An 18,858-nucleotide genomic window follows, 5' to 3' on the forward strand; every position below is an offset into this window, starting at 1 on the left:
GTTGGTTAGACGGACAGATATTTCGAGACCTGCGCGGCATCGACGGCATCGCGCGGATCGTCGCGCACGATCTCGCCGTTCTCGATCACCAGCACGCGGTCGGCGATGTCGAGCGCGAAGCTCAGCACCTGTTCGGACACGACGATCGAGAGCCCCTTTTCGTCGCGGATGCGCTTCAAGGTGCGCGCCATTTCCTTGATGATCGACGGCTGGATGCCCTCGGTCGGCTCGTCCAGCAGCAGCACTTTCGGCTTGGTCGCGAGCGCGCGCGCGATCGCGAGCTGTTGCTGCTGGCCGCCCGAGAGATTGCCGCCGCGGCGGCCCTTCATCTCCAGAAGCACCGGAAATAATTCGTAGATGTCAGCGGGCACTTCGGTCCCGCCGGAGACGACGAGGCCGGTCTCGATGTTCTCCTTCACCGTCATGGTCGAGAAGATCATGCGGCCCTGCGGTACATAGGCGAGGCCCTTGGCCACCCGCTCGTAGCTCGGCAGGCCGCCGAGCTCGGCGCCGTCCATGCTGACCGAGCCGCTCTTCGCCGGCAGGATACCCATCAGCGACTTCATCAGCGTGGTCTTGCCCATGCCGTTGCGGCCCATGATCGCCACGATCTCGTTCGCGGCGACCTTCACGTTGAGCCCGTGCAGCACCTCGCTCTGGCCGTAAGCGACGTGAAGATCGGAAATAGCCAGCATCGAGATTCTCCTCAGTGTCCCAGGTAAACTTCGATGACCTTGGGGTCGTTCTTCACCTTGTCCATGGTCCCCTCGGAGAGAATCTGGCCCTGGTGAAGCACGGTGACCTTGTGCGCGATGTCCTCGACGAACTTCATGTCGTGCTCGATCACCAGCACCGAACGGTTCTTGATGATGCGGTTGAGCAGTTCGGCGGTCTTGGCCCGCTCGGACACGCTCATCCCGGCGACGGGCTCGTCGAGCATCAAAAGGTCCGGATCCTGGATCAGCAGCATGCCGATCTCGAGCCATTGCTTCTGGCCGTGGCTGAGCAGGTCGGCGCTCATGTTCAGCCGATCCTGGAGGAAGATCATCTCCGCGACCTCGTGCACGCGGTCGCGGACGGCCGCATCGCGGGTGAAGGTCAGCGCGCCGAACACCGAGCGGCCGCGCGGATAGGAGATCTCCAGATTCTCGAACACCGTGAGGTCGTCATAGATCGAAGGATTCTGGAACTTGCGGCCGACGCCGGTCTTGACGATCTCGTTTTCCTTCATCCGGGTTAGCTCCTTGCCGCGGAACTGGATCGAGCCGGATGTCGCTCTGGTCTTGCCGCAGATCAGGTCGAGCACGGTGGTCTTGCCGGCGCCGTTTGGGCCGATGATGACGCGGATCTCGTTCTCATCGACGTAGAAAGAGAGATCGTTGACCGCCTTGAACCCGTCGAACGACACGGTCAGCGCTTCGACGGCGAGCAGGAATTCCCTGGGCTGTTGACCTACGAGCATGATGATCTCCTCACTCCGCCGGGGCACCGTCGGCGACCGAATTGTCGGTCCAGCCTTCGGGTTTCGGTTTGCGCGACGAGATCAGACGATCGATGCGCGGCTGCACATAGTCGCCCCAGATCCCCGCAAGGCCGTTCGGGAAGGCCAGCACGACGGTGATGAACAGCCCGCCCAATCCAAACAGCCACAATTCGGGAAAGGATTCCGACAGGCTGGTCTTGGCAAAATTGACCAGCAGCGTGCCGTAAACTGCACCAAGGATCGACAACCGGCCGCCGACCGCGGTGTAGATCACCATCTCGATCGAGGGCACGATGCCGACGAAGGACGGCGACATGAAGCCGACGTTGAGCGCGAACATGGCGCCGCCGATCGCGGCGAACACGGCGGCGATGCAGAAGGCGAAGATCTTGAAGTTCGCGACGCTATAGCCGGAGAAGCGGACCCGGTCCTCCTTCTCGCGCATCGCAACCAGGATACGTCCAAGCTTGGAGTGCCGGACGAACTGCGCGATCATGATGCAGGCGAGCAAGAGTCCAACTTCGAAGAAGTACAGCACTATCTTGGCGTGATCGGGCCGGATGTCCCAACCCTTCAGCGTCCGCAGATCGGTCATGCCGTTGATGCCGCCAGTGTAGCCCTGCTGTCCCACGATCAGGATGGTGAGGATGGCCGCGACTGCCTGGGTGATGATGGCGAAGTAGGTGCCGCCGACCCGGCGCTTGAACATCGCCGTGCCGATGATCAGGGCAAAGATGCCGGGGACCAGGATAATGGCGAGGATGGTGAAGGTGAGACTGTGAAACGGCTGCCACAACAGCGGCAGCGACGTGATCTGATTCCAGTCCATGAAGTCCGGGATGCCGGGGGTCGACTGGATCTTGGTGTTCTCGACGCTCGATGCTTCGAGCTTGAGGAACATCGCCATGCAGTAGCCGCCGAGCCCGAAGAACACACCTTGGCCGAGGCTGAGAATTCCGCCATAACCCCAGCAGATCACCAGCCCCAGCGCGACGAAGGCATAGGTCAGATATTTTGCGACCAGGTTGAGCCGAAAGACATCCAGCGTGAGCGGCAGGACAACGACCAGGAAGACCGCGAGCACCAGAATTCCGATGAGCTCCGATCGATTGAAGAACCGATTGTCGGTCATGGCATCAGCCCCATTTCTCACTTGCGGACCTTGAGGGCGAACAGCCCCTGCGGCCGCAGCATCAGGATTCCGACAACGGCGAGCAACGTGAGCACCTTGGCCATCGAGCCCGACATGAAGAACTCGAGGGTGGATTGCGTCTGCGAGATCGAGAATGCCGACGCGATGGTACCGAGCAGGCTGGCGGCACCGCCGAACACGACGACGAGGAAGGTATCGACGATGTAGAGCTGACCCGACGTCGGCCCGGTCGATCCGATCATGGTGAAGGCGCTGCCGGCGACGCCGGCGATACCGCAACCGAGCCCGAACGTGTAACGGTCGACCTTCTCGGTGTTGATGCCGACCGCGCCGGCCATGATGCGGTTCTGCACCACAGCGCGCACCTGGCGGCCCCAGCGCGACTTGTACATCACATAGGCGACGCAGACGGTGATGAGGACGGTGAGACACATCACGAAGACACCGTTGATCGGCACCTCGATGCTGTCGCTGACGTGCAGCGAGCCAAGCATCCATTGCGGCAACTCGACGCCGACCTCGCGCGCGCCGAACACGGAGCGATAGGCCTGCTGCAGCATCAGGCTGAGACCCCAGGTGGCCAGCAGGGTGTCGAGCGGGCGCTTGTAGAGATGCCGTATCAGCACCCACTCCACCAGCATCCCCAATGCGCCGGACGCGACAAAGGCCAGGATCATGGCGAGGAAGAAATAGCCGCTGAACAGGCTCGGCAAATAGGTCTGAAAGAAATTCGAGGTCATCCAGGTGACGTAGGCCCCGAGGATCATGAACTCGCCATGGGCCATGTTGATGACGCCCATCTGGCCGAAGATGATCGCGAGCCCTAGGGCCATCAGGACGTAGACCGAGAACAGGATCAGTCCTGCAAAGCCCTGCATGACGAAGATGGAACCAAGATCACCAAGCGAATAGTCGCCGAACATCGATGTCCTCCGTCGGGGATAGGGTCCCGCGTCGCGAGCAGGTTCGCGACGCGGGGGTCTTGGGTATGGACTTGCAATCCACGCCAGGGAGCGGTGTGATCTTGAGGGAAGCCGCGGCTGACGCCGCGACTTTTACTGGTAGCCCTTGGGGAACGGATCCGGCTCGACCAGATCGGCGGTCTCGTAGATCAGCTCGAACTGACCATCGAGCTTGGCGCGTCCCACCCGGGTCTTCGACCAGAGGTGATGGTTTTCGTGGATGCGCACATAGCCTTCCGGCGCGCCCTTGAACTCGACGCCGGGCGAAGCCGCCGCAATCTTGTCGACATCGAAGGAGCCGGCCTTCTCGACCGTCAACTTCCACAGCCACGGGCCGAGATAGGCAGCCTGGGTGACGTCTCCGATCACGGTCTTCTCGCCCCACATCTTCTTGAACGCGGGCACGAAGGCCTTGTTGTTCGGATTGTCGAGAGACTGGAAGTACTTCATGCAGGCATAGGCGCCCGCGATGTTCTCGCCGCCGATGCCGTCGATCTCGTCTTCGGTCACCGAGATCGTCAGCAGCGCCTGCTTGGACAGGTCGATGCCGGCAGCCTTGAGCTGCTTGTAGAAGGCGACGTTCGATCCTCCGACGACGTCGGTGAAGATCACGTCGGGCTTGGTCAGCTTGATCTTGTTGATGACCGAGTTGAACTGGGTGTTGCCGAGCGGATAGTACTCCTCGCCGACGACCTTGCCCTTCAGCACGTTTTCGACGTGCTTGCGCGCGATCTTGTTCGAGGTGCGCGGCCAGATGTAGTCGGAGCCGATGAAGAAGAACGACTTCGCTCCCTTTTCCTTCGCTATCCAGTCCAGGCCGGCGAGGATCTGCTGGGTCGCTTCCTGGCCGGTGTAGATCACGTTCTTGGACTGCTCGAGGCCTTCGTAGAAGGTCGGGTAATAGAGCATGCCGTTGTACTGCTCCACGACGGGCAGCACGGCCTTGCGGGAGGCCGAGGTCCAGCAGCCCATGATCGCCGCGACCTTGTCGTTGACGAGCAGCTTCTTGGCCTTCTCGGCGAAGGTCGGCCAGTCGCTGGCGCCGTCCTCCTGGATGAACTTGATCTTGCGCCCGAGCACGCCGCCGGCGGCGTTGATCTGCTCGATGGCGAGCTTCTCGGCTTCGATCGAGCCGGTCTCGGAGATCGCCATGGTGCCGGTCGCCGAATGCAGGATGCCGACGGTCACTTCGGTGTCGGTGACCGCAAGGCCCGTCGTATTGACCGCCGAGGTGGCCGGCGTCTGCGCAAAAGACGCCCGCGGCAGCATCGAGATGGCCGGCACGGCGGCCATTCCCATCAATAATTTGCGCCGGAGCGGCGATAACAGGCCCTTGTTTGCTTCGTCTGACATGAGCACCCCACTTTTGTTCGAGGACACGCGATTGGTCCTGAGAGGATGGCTCGAATTTGTGCACCGCAAGCATACGCAAGATCGCGTATACTGCACCGCAAAATAGCGACGTAGGCTTTTGGTACGGGATTTGCGAGAGGTCCGGCGAGTTCGGGAGCGGGGTTTCAGTGGCAGGGCGGCAGCGAATAGACCGCGTCAGGCGCCAGTACAACCAATGGGTCGCCAACCAGACGCTGGAAGACTACGCGCTGCGCTTCACCGCCAAGAGCGCACGCCGCTGGTCCGCCGCCCGCGTCGCCAACACGGCCATAGGCGCGATCTCGTTCCTGGTGCTCGAAGCGATCGGCGGCACCATCACCCTGAATTACGGCGTCACCAACGCCGCTGCCGCGATCCTCGTCGTCTCAACCATCATCTTCTGCTGCGGCGTACCGATTGCCTATTATGCCGCCAGATGCGGCATCGACATTGACCTGCTCACCCGCGGCGCCGGCTTCGGTTATATCGGTTCGACCATCACGTCGCTGATCTATGCCTCCTTCACCTTCATCTTCTTCGCGGTCGAGGCGGTGATCCTGGCGACCGCGCTCGAGATGTGCCTCGGGATTCCGCGTCCGATCGGCTACCTCATCAGCGCGGTCGCGATCATCCCGCTCGTGACCTACGGCATCACGCTGATCAGCCGCTTCCAGCTCTGGACGCAGCCGCTCTGGGTCGTCCTGCACATCCTGCCTTTTGCCGCGATTGCATGGGCCAATCCCCACTCCTTCACGGAATGGCACAAATTTGCCGGCGAGCACGGCGACCTCGGCGGACATTTTGATCTGCTGCTGTTTGGCGTCGCCTCCTCGGTGGTTTTCTCGCTGGTGGCGCAGATCGGCGAGCAGGTCGACTTTCTGCGCTTTCTGCCACGCGACCGCCGCACCTCCAGGGCGTCGTGGTGGATTGCGCTGATGAGCGCGGGACCGGGCTGGATCGTGCTCGGCGCGCTAAAGCTTCTGGCCGGCTCGTTCCTCGCCTTCTTTGCGCTGAGCCACGGTGTGCCGCCGGAAGAGGCCGCCGAACCCGCGCATATGTACCTGGTCGCATTTCAATACGTGCTGTCGGAGCCGGATCTCGCGCTCGCGCTGACCGGCGTATTCGTGATCCTGTCGCAGCTCAAGATCAACGTCACCAACGCCTATGCCGGATCGATCGCCTGGTCGAACTTCTTCTCGCGCCTCACCCACAGCCATCCCGGGCGCGTCGTCTGGCTGGTGTTCAACGTCATGGTCGCGCTGCTCTTGATGGAGATCGGCGTCTACAAGGCGCTCGAGCAGACGCTTGCGCTCTACTCCAACGTCGCAATCGCCTGGGTCGGCGCGCTGGTGTCCGATCTCGTCGTCAACAAGCCGCTCGGCCTGCGTCCACCGCAAATGGAGTTCAAGCGCGCGCATCTCTACGACATCAACCCGGTCGGTGTCGGCGCGATGACGCTCGCGATCATCGTCTCGATCGCGGCGTTCTACGGCCTGTTCGGGCCGACCATGAAGGCGCTCGCGGCCTTCGTCGCGCTCACCGTCGCCTTCGTCACCGCGCCGGTGATCGCCTGGCTCACCGACGGTAAGTACTACATCGCGCGCAAGCCGAAGCGGAGCTGGGCCAACATCGAGTCGATCCAGTGCTGCATCTGCGAGCACAGCTTCGAACCCGAGGACATGACGTCCTGCCCCGCCTATGCCGGTCCCATATGTTCGCTGTGCTGCTCGCTCGACGCGCGCTGCCACGACCTCTGCAAGCCACATGCGCGCGCGCAGGTACAGTTCGCCGACGCGCTCAGCAGGATTTTGCCGCAGCCGATCTATCAGCGGATCAACTCGCAGTTCGGCCATTACATCGGCGTGTTCGTCGTCTCCGCCGGCCTCGTCGCGCTGGTGCTCGGGCTGATTTATCTCCAGACCTCGGCGAGCATTCATGGCGAGAACACGCTCGTCTCCAACGTGCTCTGGAAGGTCTTCTTCTCGCTCAGCATCATCATCGGCGTGGTCGCCTGGCTGTTCGTGCTGGCACAGCAAAGCCGCCGCGCGGCGGAGGCCGAAACCAAACGGCAGACCACACTGCTGATCCAGGAGATCGACGCGCACAAGCGCACCGACGCCGAGCTCCAGCGCGCCAAGGAGGTCGCCGAATCCGCCAACCTCGCCAAGAGCCGCTACGTCGTGGGCCTGAGCCACGAGCTGCGTTCGCCGCTGAACGCGATCAGCGGCTATGCCCAGCTTCTCGAACAGGATTCGACGCTCAACACCAAGCCGCGCGACCAGGTCCGCGTCGTCCGCCGCAGCGCCGATCACCTCTCCGGCCTGATCGACGGCATCCTCGATATCTCCAAGATCGAGGCGGGGCGGCTTTATCTCTCGCGCGACGAAGTGCGCTTGAGCGAGTTCCTCGACCAGCTCGTCGGCATGTTCCGTCTTCAGGCCGCCGCCAAGGGCATCGACTTCGTATTCAGGCGGCCGCCGCACCTGCCGGTTGTCGTCTATGCCGACGAGAAGCGGCTGCGCCAGGTGCTGATCAACCTGCTGTCCAACGCGATCAAATTCACCCAGACCGGCAGCGTACAGTTCGTCGTGCACTATCGCAGCCCCGTCGCGGAGTTCGAGGTGATCGATACCGGCCCCGGCATCCAGGGCGACGATCTCGAACGGATCTTCGCGCCCTTCGAGCGCGGCGCGCTCGGGGTTTCGCAGCCACAGACCGGTACGGGATTGGGGCTTACGATCAGCCGGCTGCTGGCCGGCGTGATGGGCGGCGACATCAAGGTCGCCAGCACGGTCGGCCGCGGCAGCACCTTCAAGGTGAAGATACTGCTCTCGGAGGTCACCAATCCCAGGCGCATCGCGCCGGTGGAGGCTCCGGTCTCCGGTTATCACGGCGCGCGCAAGACCATTCTCGTCACCGACGACGACCCCGTTCATCGCGACCTGTTGCGCGAGGTACTGACTCCGCTCGGCTTCATCCTGCTCAGCGCTCCCGACGGGCCGGGCTGCCTGGCGCTGGCGCAGCATTGCCGGCCCGATCTGTTCCTGCTCGATATTTCCATGCCGGGCATGGACGGCTGGACGGTCGCGGAGACGCTGCGCGCGAGCGGCCATCACCAGGCGCGCATCCTGATGGTGTCGGCCAGTGCGCTCGAAGCCCACGGCACGCCGCTGGCGCAGCCCTTCCACGACGGCTATTTGATGAAGCCGATCGACATTCCGCGATTGCTGGAGACGATTCGCCAGCTCCTCAAGCTCGAGTGGCAATACGGCTCGGACGAGATCCTCGTGCCGTTGTGGCAGCCGGAGAGCGGCTCGCGGCCGCCGGTGCGGCACATCGAGGCACTGATCGGGCTTGGCCAGATCGGCTACGTCAAAGGCATCCAATTGAAGCTGGACGAGATCGGCAGCGAGCACCCTGAACATGCCGATTTCGTCGCGCAGATGCGATCGCTGGTCGACCGCTTCGACCTCGACCAGTACATGGCCACATTGAAAACATTGCATGCGTATGAGCACTGAGCCGAAAAAGCGCGACGTCGCGCTGGTGGTCGACGACTCCCCGGAGACGCTGCGGCTGCTCACCGACGCGCTCGACGGCGCCGGAATGACGGTAATGGTGGCGCTCGACGGCGCCTCGGCGATGCGCATCGTCGACCAGATCACGCCCGACATCGTGCTGCTGGACGCGGTGATGCCCGGCATCGACGGCTTTGAGACCTGCCGGCGCCTGAAGCGCGACGCCGGCCTTGCCAATGTGCCCGTGATCTTCATGACGGGCCTTGCCGAAACGGAGCACATCGTGCGCGGGCTGGAGGCCGGCGGCGTCGACTACGTGACCAAGCCGATCGTGATCGAGGAGATGCTGGCGCGCATCCGCGTCCATCTCGGCAATGCCCGGCTGACCCAGAGCGCGCGCGCTGCGCTCGACGTGTCCGGCCGCTTCCTGTTCGCGGTCAACCGCCAGGGTCACGTGCTCTGGGCGACGCCGCAGGCGCAGAAGCTGCTGTCCGACCACCACGGCACACAGGCCGACGACTTCGTCCTGCCGCCCTCACTGCTGCAATGGCTGGGGCAGGCGAAGGGCAAGGGCAGCGCGAAGTCGCAGACGGCCTCCCTGCCAGACAATCCGCAACTTCGGTTCTACTACATGGGCGAAACCGCCCCGAACGAGTTCCTGCTGCGCCTCTCCAGGGAGTCCGGCACTGCGCTGCCGCCCGAATTCACCAGCGAGCTCGGCCTCACCACCCGCGAGGGCGAGGTGCTGGCCTGGCTCAGCAAGGGCAAGACCAACCGCGACATCGCACAGATCTTGGGATTGAGCCCGCGCACGGTCGACAAGCATCTGGAGCAGATCTACGCCAAGCTCGGCGTGGAGAACCGGACGGCGGCCGCGGCGATTGCGGCGAATGCGACACGGCGGAATTCGTAGCGATACTGCGAATGAGTCGAGACGCAACCTACCCAAAAAACAGTGTCGTCCCGGACAAGCGCAGCGAAGCGGAGCGCAGATCCGGGATCCATAGCCACAGGGAGAAATTTGGCGAAGACTCGAAGTTATCAGCTCGTCTTATAACCACTCCCTGGGAGTATGGGTCCCGGGCTCGCTTCGCGCCCCGGGGACGACAGCGGAGTTTGTGGCAATCGCGACCGGCCCTCACATGCACGGCCCCCTCACCCGTACACGAACGCCTTGTCGTCCAGATCCGTCTTCGGAATCTCGTCCTTCTCGGTCCAGTAGTCCTGGCTGTGCTGCCATTCCGGCTTGTCGCCGCGCTTGGGCAACAGGTTCATGTCGCGCATGATGTAGCCCGGATTGAAGTTTTCCGGATCGATCCAGGGCAGGATCGGCATGTTGTGGTCTTCGGCGCGGAGCTTGACCTCGACCTTCTTCGTGCCCTTCGCCTTCATGTGGCCGAGCAGCCGGCAGACGAAGTCGGCGACGAGATCGACGCGCAGCGTCCAGCTCGCGCGGAAATAGCCGAACACCCACACCATGTTCGGCACACCGGTGAACATCATGCCGCGATAGGTGACGGTGTCGCCGAAGGCGAGCGGCTTGCCGTCGACCTCGAAGGCGATGTCGCCGAGTGCGGCGAGATTGAAGCCGGTCGCGGTCACGATGATGTCGGCCTCGAGCAGTTCGCCGGATTTGAGCTGGATGCCGTTCTCGACGAAGCATTCGATCTCGTCGGTGACCACGGAGGCCTTGCCGCTGGCGATGCCCTTGAACAGGTCGGCATCCGGCACGAAGGCGATGCGCTGCCGCCACGGCCGGTAGCTCGGCGTGAAGTGCGTCTCGACGTCGTAGTCAGGACCGAGCACCGCGCTGATCTGGCCGATCAGCTCCTTCTTGACCTGCTCGGGCTTGGAGATGCAGAGCTTCGTGAACGCGTCCTGCTCGAACAGGATCTTGCGGCGAACGATCTCGTGGATCCATTTCTCGTCAACCTGAAGCCGGCGCAGCTCCTCCGCGATCTCGATGGCATTGCGGCCTAGCCGGAAATAGGTCGGCGAGCGCTGCAGCATGGTGACATGCGCGCATTTGTCCGCGATGTTCGGTACCAGCGTCGCTGCGGTCGCGCCCGAGCCGATCACGACGACCTTCTTGCCCGCAAGGTCGATGTCGTCAGGCCAGGTCTGCGGATGGACGATGCGGCCCTTGAAGCTATCAGTGCCCTTCCATTCCGGCGTGTAACCTTCCGAATGGCGATAATAGCCCTGGCACATCCAGAGGAAATTGGCGGTGAAGGTTTTCGGTTCGCCGGTGTCGGTCGTCACCGCCTCGATGGTCCAGAGATTGTTCTCGCTCGACCAACTCGCGGAATTGATCTTGTGCTTGTAGCGGATATGCCGGGCGATATCGTTGTCGTCGATCACCTCGTTCATATAGGCGAGGATTTCCTCGGCGGTCGCAATCGGCGGGCCGACCCAGGGCTTGAAGCTGTAGCCGAAGGTGTGGAGGTCGCTGTCGGAGCGGATGCCGGGATAGCGATGCGTGGTCCAGGTGCCGCCGAACGTCGCCTGCGTTTCCAGGATGACGAAACTCGCGCCCGGAAGCTGCTTTGTCATGTGATAGGCGCTGCCGATGCCGGAGATGCCGGCGCCGACGATCAACACGTCGAAATGTTCAGAAGCCTGTTTGGCCGTAGCGTGACTGCGAACAGCGACATTCATTGTTGCTTCTATGCCTTGCTTATTTTTGTGGCCGCCCTTGTCCGGGCAACGCGCTTCCTCCGCAACGGGCAGCATCGCTCGTCGCGTTTCCGCTACAAAATGACATAGATCAATTCGCGGTCAAATCACAGCGCCGCACCCCAGCTCCGCGCGGTCTGCAAGATCCAGTCGCGATAGAGCGTGAGCGGCGTGACGCCGGTCAGCCCGCCGCAACCGGCAGCGCCGTTCGGGCCCGTGGACCAGCTGATGACGCCGACCAGCACGGCACCGTTCGGCTTGTCCTCGAACACGGGACCGCCGGAATCACCCGTGCACGCACCGATTCCGTCGCGAACACCGTTGGTTACGGGATCGACCAGCCGGATCTGGAAGGCGCCGGGCTGACCCGTGGCGACGAGCGCAGCGACACGAATCGTGCCGCCACTCTTGCCGTCACCGCGCACGGTGACACCGATACCGGCAACCACGAAGCGGCTGCCGATCCGGATCGGAATATTCGGCATGCCGACCGGCACCGTGGATTTTCCCTTGAGTGGAATATCGAGTTGCAACAGCGCCACGTCGGCGGTGGCGCGATGTGCCTGCATCGCCTGCATGTTGAAGTTCGGATGGATCGCGACGGTGCGCACATTCAGCAATTGCGGTTGGCCGTCGGCGCCGCGGTCGATAATCTTGTAATCAGCCCCCGGCTGCACGCAGTGGGCGACGGTAAGCACCAGTCTTGGCGCGATCAAGCTCCCGGTGCAAAAGTTGCCGCGCGAGCCGACGATGGTGACGACGGCGCGCGCGACACCATCCGCCTGCGGCGTGCCGCCGCCGACGATCGCATGGGCGGGGGCCGCGAGCAGCAGCGTGGCTATGATGAGAATGACCGGCTTTTTCATGGGAACACGCTCTGACGACGGCATCGGTGACGGCGAAGGATTGCTTCAGACTGGCCCTTGCCGATATCGCATGCTAGCCCTCTTGGAAAGGAATTGACGAGGGCGGAACCTTGACGATCGAAGCTGTGATCTTTGATTTTGGCGGCGTGCTGACGAGTTCGCCATTCGAGGCGTTCACGCGATTCGAGGCCGAGCGCGGCCTGCCCGTCGACATCATCCGGCGCACCAATGCCGCCAATCACCTGGAAAACGCCTGGGCGAAGTTCGAGCGCGCCGAGGTCGATATCGACACCTTCGACCAACTGTTCGCCACCGAGTCGCTCGCGCTTGGCGCGGAGGTACGCGGGCGCGACGTGCTGCCGCTGCTCCAGGGCGATCTGCGCCCCGAGATGGTAGAGGCGCTGAAGCGCATCAAGGCGCAATTCAGGACCGGCTGCATCACCAACAATCTGCCCGCGAACGCGATCGGCAGCATGACCGGGCGCTCACTCTACGTCGCTGAGGTGATGGTGCTGTTCGACCACGTCATCGAGTCCGCGAAGATCGGGCTGCGCAAGCCCGATCCGCGCATCTACAAGCTGATGGTCGAGACGCTGCAGGTCGATCCGAACAATTGCGTCTATCTCGACGATCTCGGCGTCAATCTGAAACCCGCGCGCGAGATGGGAATGACGACGATCAAGGTCACCAGCGGCACGCAGGCGATCGCCGAGCTCGAGGCAGCCACGGGGTTGACGCTGGGTTAGTCTATCATCCCGGTCATTCCGAGCGCAGCGAAGCAATCCAGACTGCCTCCGCGGAAAGACTCTGGATTGCTTCGCTACGCTCGCAATGACGAGATTGGATCGACGCTCATCGCCAAACTTCTCACTCCGCCGCAGCGGCGACCCGTTCGGGGAACGCCGCCGCGAGCGAGGCGCGATCCGGCTTCAGCACGCCGCGCTCGGTGATGAGGCCGGTGACGAGACGCGCCGGGGTGACGTCAAAGGCGTAGTTCGCGACCGGCGAGCCCTCCGGCACGATCCGAACCGTCTCCAGCCTGCCATCCGCAGTGCGGCCGGTCATATCGGTGACCTCAGTGCCACTGCGCTGCTCGATCGGAATGTCGCGGATGCCGTCATCAACGGCGAAATCGATCGTCGGCGACGGCAGCGCGACGTAGAACGGCACGCAATTGTCGTGCGCGGCGAGCGCTTTCAGATAGGTCCCGATCTTGTTGCAGACGTCGCCGTTGGCAGCGACGCGGTCGGTGCCGACGATGGCGAGATCGACCATGCCATGCTGCATCAGGTGCCCGCCGGTGTTGTCGGGGATCACGGTGTGCGGCACGCCGTGATGGCCAAGCTCCCAGGCGGTGAGCGAGGCGCCCTGGTTGCGCGGACGGGTCTCGTCGACCCAGACATGGACCTTGATGCCGCGCTCATGCGCGAGATAGATCGGGGCGGTCGCCGTGCCCCAATCCACGGTGGCGAGCCAGCCTGCGTTGCAATGGGTCAGCACATTGACCGTCTCGCCCGGCTTCTTCGCCGCAATCGCTTCGATCAATTTCAGGCCGTTGCCGGCGATGGCACGGTTGATCTCGACATCCTGTTCCACGATCTCATCGGCGCGCGCATAGGCAGCTTCCGCCCGCTCCAGCGGATCAATCGGCGCGAGACTCGCGTGCATCTCGTCGAGCGCCCATTTCAGATTGATCGCAGTCGGCCGCGCCACGACGAGCCTGTCGTAGGCGCGTTTCAGGCCGGCATCGGAGGAATCCTCGCGCATCGCGAGCGCCATGCCATAGGCCGCAGTGGCGCCGATCAGCGGCGCGCCGCGCACCAGCATGTCGCGGATCGCGACCGCCGCGTCCTCGCACGAGGTAAGCCGCGCGACCACGAACTCATGCGGCAGCCGGCGCTGGTCGATCGCGCCGACCGACCAGCCATCATGCTCGCGCCAGATGCTGCGGAAATGCTTGCCGTCGACCTTCATGGCATTCTGCCTTTCGTCTCAACCGCGCAGGATGCGCCCCGCCACGGCATCGAGCTTCTTCAGGAGCTCGGGATCGCGCGCCTCTGGCGCAGTGATCAGCGCGGTGTCGAGCGCACGGTCCGAGCCAATCGGGCACGGCTCATGCTCGCGCGGAAAATCCTTGGCGAGCCGCGCCACCAGCGACTTCGCCTTGTCCGCGTTTGTGGTCAGCACGCGGATGATGTCCTGAACGGTGACCGCGTCATGATCGGGATGCCAGCAGTCGAAATCCGTCACCATGGCGACGGTGGCGTAGCAAATCTCGGCCTCCCGGGCGAGCTTCGCCTCGGGCATGTTGGTCATGCCGATCACCGAATAGCCCAGCGTCTTGTAGGTCATGCTTTCCGCATAGGTGGAGAATTGCGGCCCCTCCATGCAGACATAGATGCCGCCGCGCGCGAACGCGATGCCCTCGGCTTCGGCGGCCGCGGCGAGGTGAATACGCAAGCGCGGCGACACCGGATGCGCCATCGACACATGGGCGACGCAGCCCCGGCCGAAGAACGAGCTCTCGCGCTTGTGGGTGCGATCCACGAACTGGTCGACGAGGACGAAGGTGCCGGGTGGCATCTCCTCCTTGAAGGAACCGCAGGCCGACAGCGAGATCAGGTCGGTGACGCCGGCGCGCTTGAGGACGTCGATATTGGCGCGATAGTTGATGTCGGAGGGCGACAGCCGGTGACCCTTGTCATGGCGCGGCAGGAATACGATCGGCAGGCCGGCAATGGAGCCGCGCCGCAGCGGCGCCGACGGCTCGCCCCAGGGACTCTGGATCACCTCTTCGCGAGCATTCTCAAGCCCCGGCAGATCGTAGATGCCGGAGCCGCCGATGATGCCCAATACCGCCTGCGTCATGCCTGCTCCACTCTGTCAGCTACCTGCGACAAGGTTAAGCTATGCCAGTTTTGCGGCGGTTTTGGAACGGGGGTGGAGCGGTCTTGCAGTCCGGAAGAGACGAGCGTTTGACTAAGCCGCGGTCGCCGGCTGCAGCTGGGTCGCGACCATGCGCTCCAGCGTCTCGACCGACTGGAAGTTCTCCGGCGTGATCTCGGACTGGGGAATGGTGAAGTCGAACTCGGCTTCGACGCCGAGCATCAGGTTCACCATGTCCATCGAGGTCAGGCCGACGTCGACGAGCTTGGCCTGCGGCGTGACGTCGGCGACGAGCGAGTTCTGCTCGAGGATACCCTTCACCAGCTTGATGATGCGATTGCGCACGTCAGTATCGAAGGCCTGCATCGGCAAATTCCCGTTTGTCTGTCATAAGGTCGGACCGGTTGCCGGGTACGATGGGCACGACGCGACGATCCTGCAATGGTCGGTACCATTACTTCGCGTTTCTTAGTAAACGATGACTCAGATTGTCTGGAATTCGAGCTTCTTCCAGATTCCTAACGCGATTGCGGAAACTTGGGTGATGCAAACAACCCGACCTTAACTGTTCATTCGGAATTGCAGATCGTTTACCCTGTATTTCATCGACGAATTTGAATTAAATCCGTAGCCTCCAATCACAAGCAAAGATGGTCGGAAGATCGCTTTAAGCGGCATCGCGAATGATGCCGGCGATCTCGAACGGCAAACCGGAGGCGGACGAGCATGAACGTGCGTGAAGCAGTTCTCACTGTCGACGAGACGCAGACGAGCTTTCTCGAGCAGGGTCCTTCCCTCATCGAGCGCGCCGCCCGAACCGCCGCCGCGGCGGCGGCCGACGCAGACGGGGTCGATCGCGACGCCCGATTCCCGCACAAGGCTTTCGAGATCGCGCGCGAGCAAAAGCTGCTCGGCGTCATGGTCCCGGTCGAGTTCGGCGGGCTTGGTGCCTCGATCCACGACGTCACCGACATCTGCTATACGCTGGGACGCGCCTGCGCCTCGACCGCGATGGTCTATGCGATGCACACGACCAAGGTCGCCTGTGTCGTCAGGCACGGCCACGGCATTCCCTGGATGGAAACCATGATGCGGCGCGTCGCACGCGACCAGTGGCTGCTCGCCTCCTCCACCACCGAAGGCCAGAACGGCGGCAACATCCGCGCCAGCGCGGCTGCCGTCGATCACGCCGGCGACACCGTCTCGCTCGTGCGCGACGCCACCGTCATCTCCTACGGCGCCGAGGCCGACGGCCTCGTCACCATCGCCCGCCGCGCCACCGAGGCCGCCGCCTCGGACCAGGTGCTGCTGGCGCTCGCCAGGGACGATTATTCGCTGAAGCAGACGCAGGGATGGGAAACGCTCGGCATGCGCGGCACCTGCTCGACCGGTTTCGAGCTGAGGGTCGACTGCCCCGCCGACCGCGTCTTCCCTGAATCCTACGACAAGATCCACGCCCAGACCATGACGCCCTTCGCGCATCTGTGCTGGTCATCCGCCTGGGCCGGCATCGCCGCTGCCGCGGTCACGCGCGCGCAGGCCTTCGTCCGCAAGGCGGCGCGCGGCTCCGGCGGCCAGATGCCCCCGGCCGCGGCGCATTTCACCGCCGCGAAGATGTCGCTGGCCAAGCTGCGCGCGCTGATCTCGGCCAATATCGACGCCTTCGCCAACGCCGAGCATGACGAACGCGCCCTGAGTTCACTCGACTTCCAGTCTTCGATCACTCTGTTGAAGGTGCAGGCCTCCGAGCTCGCAGTCGAGACCGTGATGCATGCGATGCGCACGGCCGGTCTTTCGGGCTACCGCAACGACGGTGAGTTCACCATGGGCCGCCACCTGCGCGACGTGCTGTCGTCGCCGATCATGATCAACAATGACCGCATTCTGGCCAATGCTGCGACCTCGACGTTGATGAGCGGCGTGCCAACCAGCCTTCGCGATTGAAAAGCTTTCGGGACTGACGTGCCTTACGGACCGACAAATCTTCTCGACCAACAACAATAATTTCAAATAGCAGGAAGTCGAATATGAACATTGCTGTTCTTCCCGATTCACCCGAGACCGCCCCGCAAGCCATCGATCCGCTCGATCATCTCGCCGACAAGCTGTTTCACCCCATGGGTTCGGACGGCGTCTACGCCCGCACCGCGCTTTATGAGGGCGTTGTCGAAAAGCTCGCCGCACTGATCACGAGCCATCGCGAGGCCGGCACCGAGGTGATGCGCTTCCCGCCGGTGATGAGCCGGGCCCAGCTGGAAAAATCCGGCTATCTCAAGAGCTTTCCGAACCTGCTCGGCTGCGTCTGCGGCCTGCACGGCACCGAGCGCGAGATCAACGCCGCGGTGAGCCGCTTCGATGCCGGTGGCGACTGGACCAGTTCGCTGTCGCCCGCCGACCTCGTGCTGTCGCCCGCCGCCTGCTATCCGGTCTATCCGATCGCGGCGAGCCGCGGCCAGTTGCCGAAGGGCGGCCTGCGCTTCGACGTCGCCGCCGACTGCTTCCGCCGTGAGCCGTCGAAGCACCTCGACCGGCTGCAATCGTTCCGGATGCGCGAATATGTCTGCATCGGAAGCCCCGACGACGTCGCCGATTTCCGCGAGCGCTGGATGGTGCGCGCGCAGGCGATCGCGGCCGATCTCGGTCTCACCTTCCGCGTCGATTATGCCAGCGATCCCTTCTTCGGCCGCGTCGGCCAGATGAAGGCGGTGAGCCAGAAGCAGCAGCAGCTCAAGTTCGAGCTGCTGATCCCGCTGCGCTCGGAGGAGCAGCCGACCGCCTGCATGAGCTTCAACTATCACCGCGAGCATTTCGGCACGACCTGGGGCATCCAGGACGCCGATGGCGAGCCGGCCCACACGGGCTGCGTCGCCTTCGGCATGGACCGCCTGGCCGTCGCGATGTTCCACACCCACGGCACTGATCTTTCCGCCTGGCCCGCCAAGGTGCGCGAGCTCATGGGCATGCAGCCGCACGTCGCGGCCGATGCTCATGGCGAAGGCTGGCGCTAACGGAACGAGGCCTGTCATTTCCACGGGAAAGACGAGCGTGATCCACACCAAGGTCCGATGCCGCGAGATCACCGAGGCCGACGTCGAGGCGGTCGCAGACCTTTTGACGCGCGGCTTCGTGGGCCGCTCGCGCGACTATTGGATCCAGGGCCTGCGCCGGCAGGCCTTCCGGCCGGTGCCGGAAGGCTACCCGCGCTTCGGCTACATGCTCGACAATGACGGCACGCCGGTCGGCGTGCTGCTGCTGATCTACACGACGCGGAAGGCCGGCGACGAGGTAGCCATCCAGTGCAATTTGTCGAGCTGGTACGTCGATCCGGCTTACCGCAACTATGCGCCGCTCCTGACCAAGATCGCCCAGCGGCACAAGGACGTCACCTATCTCAACATCAGCCCGGCGCCTTGGACCTGGCCGATCATCGAGACGCAAGGCTTTCGCGCCTATTGCCGTGGCATATTCTTCTCCGTACCCGCGCTGGCACGCGTCCCGCGCTGGAGCAAGATCGAGGTCATCTCGCAGCACGCCAAGACGATCGATGGACTTTCCGAAGTCGAAACCGAGCTCCTGACGCGGCACGCGCGCTACAATTGCCTCAGCCTCGTCTGCCGTACCCCGAAGGGAACGTTCCCCTTCATCCTGCAACCGGTGCGCATCCGCCGCGGCTTCATTGCGCCGCCCGCGATGAAGCTGATCTATTGCCGCAACGCTGCCGAGTACGTCGAATGCGCAGGGCGCATCGGCCGGCTGCTGCTGCGGCTCGGCAAGATCTCGGTCGCCGTCGACTCCAATGGCCCGGTTCCCGGCCTCGTCGGCATCTACACCGAGCGGCGCGGCCGCAAATATTTCAAGGGTCCGCACCGGCCGCAGCTCGCCGACCTCACGGATACGGAACTCGTGCTGTACGGACCGTAGGAGGTCGCGCCCTCCTGTAGCC

Annotated in this window: 16 protein-coding genes; 6 read left to right on the forward strand and 10 right to left on the reverse strand. The window is 63.4% G+C overall.

The window, feature by feature from the left end; all coding sequences use genetic code 11:
* Positions 1-5: 5 nt before the first annotated feature.
* From urtE to urtA, 5 genes are all read right to left on the reverse strand, one after another.
* Entirely contained in the window at positions 6-695 is a 690-nt protein-coding gene (gene urtE / locus JQ572_RS17880; RefSeq protein WP_211384040.1) for an urea ABC transporter ATP-binding subunit UrtE, read from the reverse strand.
* A gap of 11 nt (positions 696-706) precedes the next feature.
* Positions 707-1,462: an urea ABC transporter ATP-binding protein UrtD gene (gene urtD / locus JQ572_RS17885; protein WP_211384039.1), complete on the reverse strand. Its 756-nt coding sequence runs from the start codon at positions 1,460-1,462 to the stop codon at positions 707-709.
* Positions 1,463-1,472: 10 nt separating this feature from the next.
* Positions 1,473-2,615: an urea ABC transporter permease subunit UrtC gene (gene urtC / locus JQ572_RS17890; protein ID WP_211384038.1), complete on the reverse strand. Its 1,143-nt coding sequence runs from the start codon at positions 2,613-2,615 to the stop codon at positions 1,473-1,475.
* A gap of 17 nt (positions 2,616-2,632) precedes the next feature.
* Entirely contained in the window at positions 2,633-3,559 is a 927-nt protein-coding gene (gene urtB, locus JQ572_RS17895; RefSeq protein WP_211384037.1) for an urea ABC transporter permease subunit UrtB, read from the reverse strand.
* Positions 3,560-3,691: 132 nt separating this feature from the next.
* Positions 3,692-4,951 carry an urea ABC transporter substrate-binding protein gene (urtA, locus tag JQ572_RS17900; protein ID WP_211384036.1) on the reverse strand — a complete coding sequence of 420 codons (1,260 nt, stop codon included), beginning with the start codon at positions 4,949-4,951 and terminating at the stop codon, positions 3,692-3,694.
* Positions 4,952-5,118: 167 nt separating this feature from the next.
* Here urtA and JQ572_RS17905 point away from each other — a divergent pair, with 167 nt between their 5' ends.
* Positions 5,119-8,490, forward strand: coding sequence for a hybrid sensor histidine kinase/response regulator (locus JQ572_RS17905; RefSeq protein WP_211384035.1), 3,372 nt, complete (start codon positions 5,119-5,121; stop codon positions 8,488-8,490).
* Complete coding sequence (locus JQ572_RS17910; protein WP_211384034.1) at positions 8,474-9,400, forward strand: response regulator; 927 nt, start codon at positions 8,474-8,476, stop codon at positions 9,398-9,400. The genes JQ572_RS17905 and JQ572_RS17910 overlap by 17 nt, the downstream gene beginning before the upstream one ends.
* Before the next feature lie 242 nt (positions 9,401-9,642).
* Here JQ572_RS17910 and JQ572_RS17915 read toward each other — a convergent pair whose 3' ends face one another.
* Both JQ572_RS17915 and JQ572_RS17920 read right to left on the reverse strand, forming a co-directional pair.
* Positions 9,643-11,145: a flavin-containing monooxygenase gene (locus JQ572_RS17915; protein ID WP_211384033.1), complete on the reverse strand. Its 1,503-nt coding sequence runs from the start codon at positions 11,143-11,145 to the stop codon at positions 9,643-9,645.
* Between the two features lie 125 nt (positions 11,146-11,270).
* Positions 11,271-12,029 carry a S1 family peptidase gene (locus tag JQ572_RS17920; protein WP_211384032.1) on the reverse strand — a complete coding sequence of 253 codons (759 nt, stop codon included), beginning with the start codon at positions 12,027-12,029 and terminating at the stop codon, positions 11,271-11,273.
* Positions 12,030-12,139: 110 nt separating this feature from the next.
* Here JQ572_RS17920 and JQ572_RS17925 point away from each other — a divergent pair, with 110 nt between their 5' ends.
* Positions 12,140-12,775 (forward strand): HAD-IA family hydrolase, encoded by a 636-nt coding sequence (locus tag JQ572_RS17925; RefSeq protein ID WP_211384031.1) that lies wholly within the window; start codon positions 12,140-12,142, stop codon positions 12,773-12,775.
* Positions 12,776-12,896: 121 nt separating this feature from the next.
* Here JQ572_RS17925 and mtnA read toward each other — a convergent pair whose 3' ends face one another.
* The 3 genes from mtnA to JQ572_RS17940 form a co-directional block, all read right to left on the reverse strand.
* Complete coding sequence (mtnA, locus tag JQ572_RS17930; RefSeq protein WP_211384030.1) at positions 12,897-14,003, reverse strand: S-methyl-5-thioribose-1-phosphate isomerase; 1,107 nt, start codon at positions 14,001-14,003, stop codon at positions 12,897-12,899.
* Positions 14,004-14,021: 18 nt separating this feature from the next.
* A complete protein-coding gene (locus JQ572_RS17935; protein WP_211384029.1) occupies positions 14,022-14,897 on the reverse strand; it encodes an S-methyl-5'-thioadenosine phosphorylase in 876 nt (291 codons plus the stop codon).
* A 111-nt stretch (positions 14,898-15,008) separates the two neighbouring features.
* Positions 15,009-15,281 carry a phosphopantetheine-binding protein gene (locus JQ572_RS17940; protein WP_211384028.1) on the reverse strand — a complete coding sequence of 91 codons (273 nt, stop codon included), beginning with the start codon at positions 15,279-15,281 and terminating at the stop codon, positions 15,009-15,011.
* A 360-nt stretch (positions 15,282-15,641) separates the two neighbouring features.
* Between JQ572_RS17940 and JQ572_RS17945 the strand changes: the two genes are divergently transcribed.
* The 3 genes from JQ572_RS17945 (at position 15,642) to JQ572_RS17955 (ending at position 18,836) form a co-directional block, all read left to right on the forward strand.
* The gene (locus JQ572_RS17945) at positions 15,642-16,859 is read left to right on the forward strand and encodes an acyl-CoA dehydrogenase family protein (RefSeq protein WP_211384027.1); all 1,218 of its coding nucleotides are present in this window, start codon (positions 15,642-15,644) and stop codon (positions 16,857-16,859) included.
* Positions 16,860-16,942: 83 nt separating this feature from the next.
* Positions 16,943-17,923, forward strand: coding sequence for an amino acid--[acyl-carrier-protein] ligase (locus JQ572_RS17950; RefSeq protein ID WP_211384026.1), 981 nt, complete (start codon positions 16,943-16,945; stop codon positions 17,921-17,923).
* A gap of 37 nt (positions 17,924-17,960) precedes the next feature.
* Positions 17,961-18,836: an acyl-CoA acyltransferase gene (locus JQ572_RS17955; protein ID WP_211384025.1), complete on the forward strand. Its 876-nt coding sequence runs from the start codon at positions 17,961-17,963 to the stop codon at positions 18,834-18,836.
* Positions 18,837-18,858: the final 22 nt, after the last annotated feature.

It is taken from the genome of Bradyrhizobium sp. SZCCT0153, assembly GCF_018129995.1.
GTDB classification, from domain to species: domain Bacteria; phylum Pseudomonadota; class Alphaproteobacteria; order Rhizobiales; family Xanthobacteraceae; genus Bradyrhizobium; species Bradyrhizobium japonicum_G.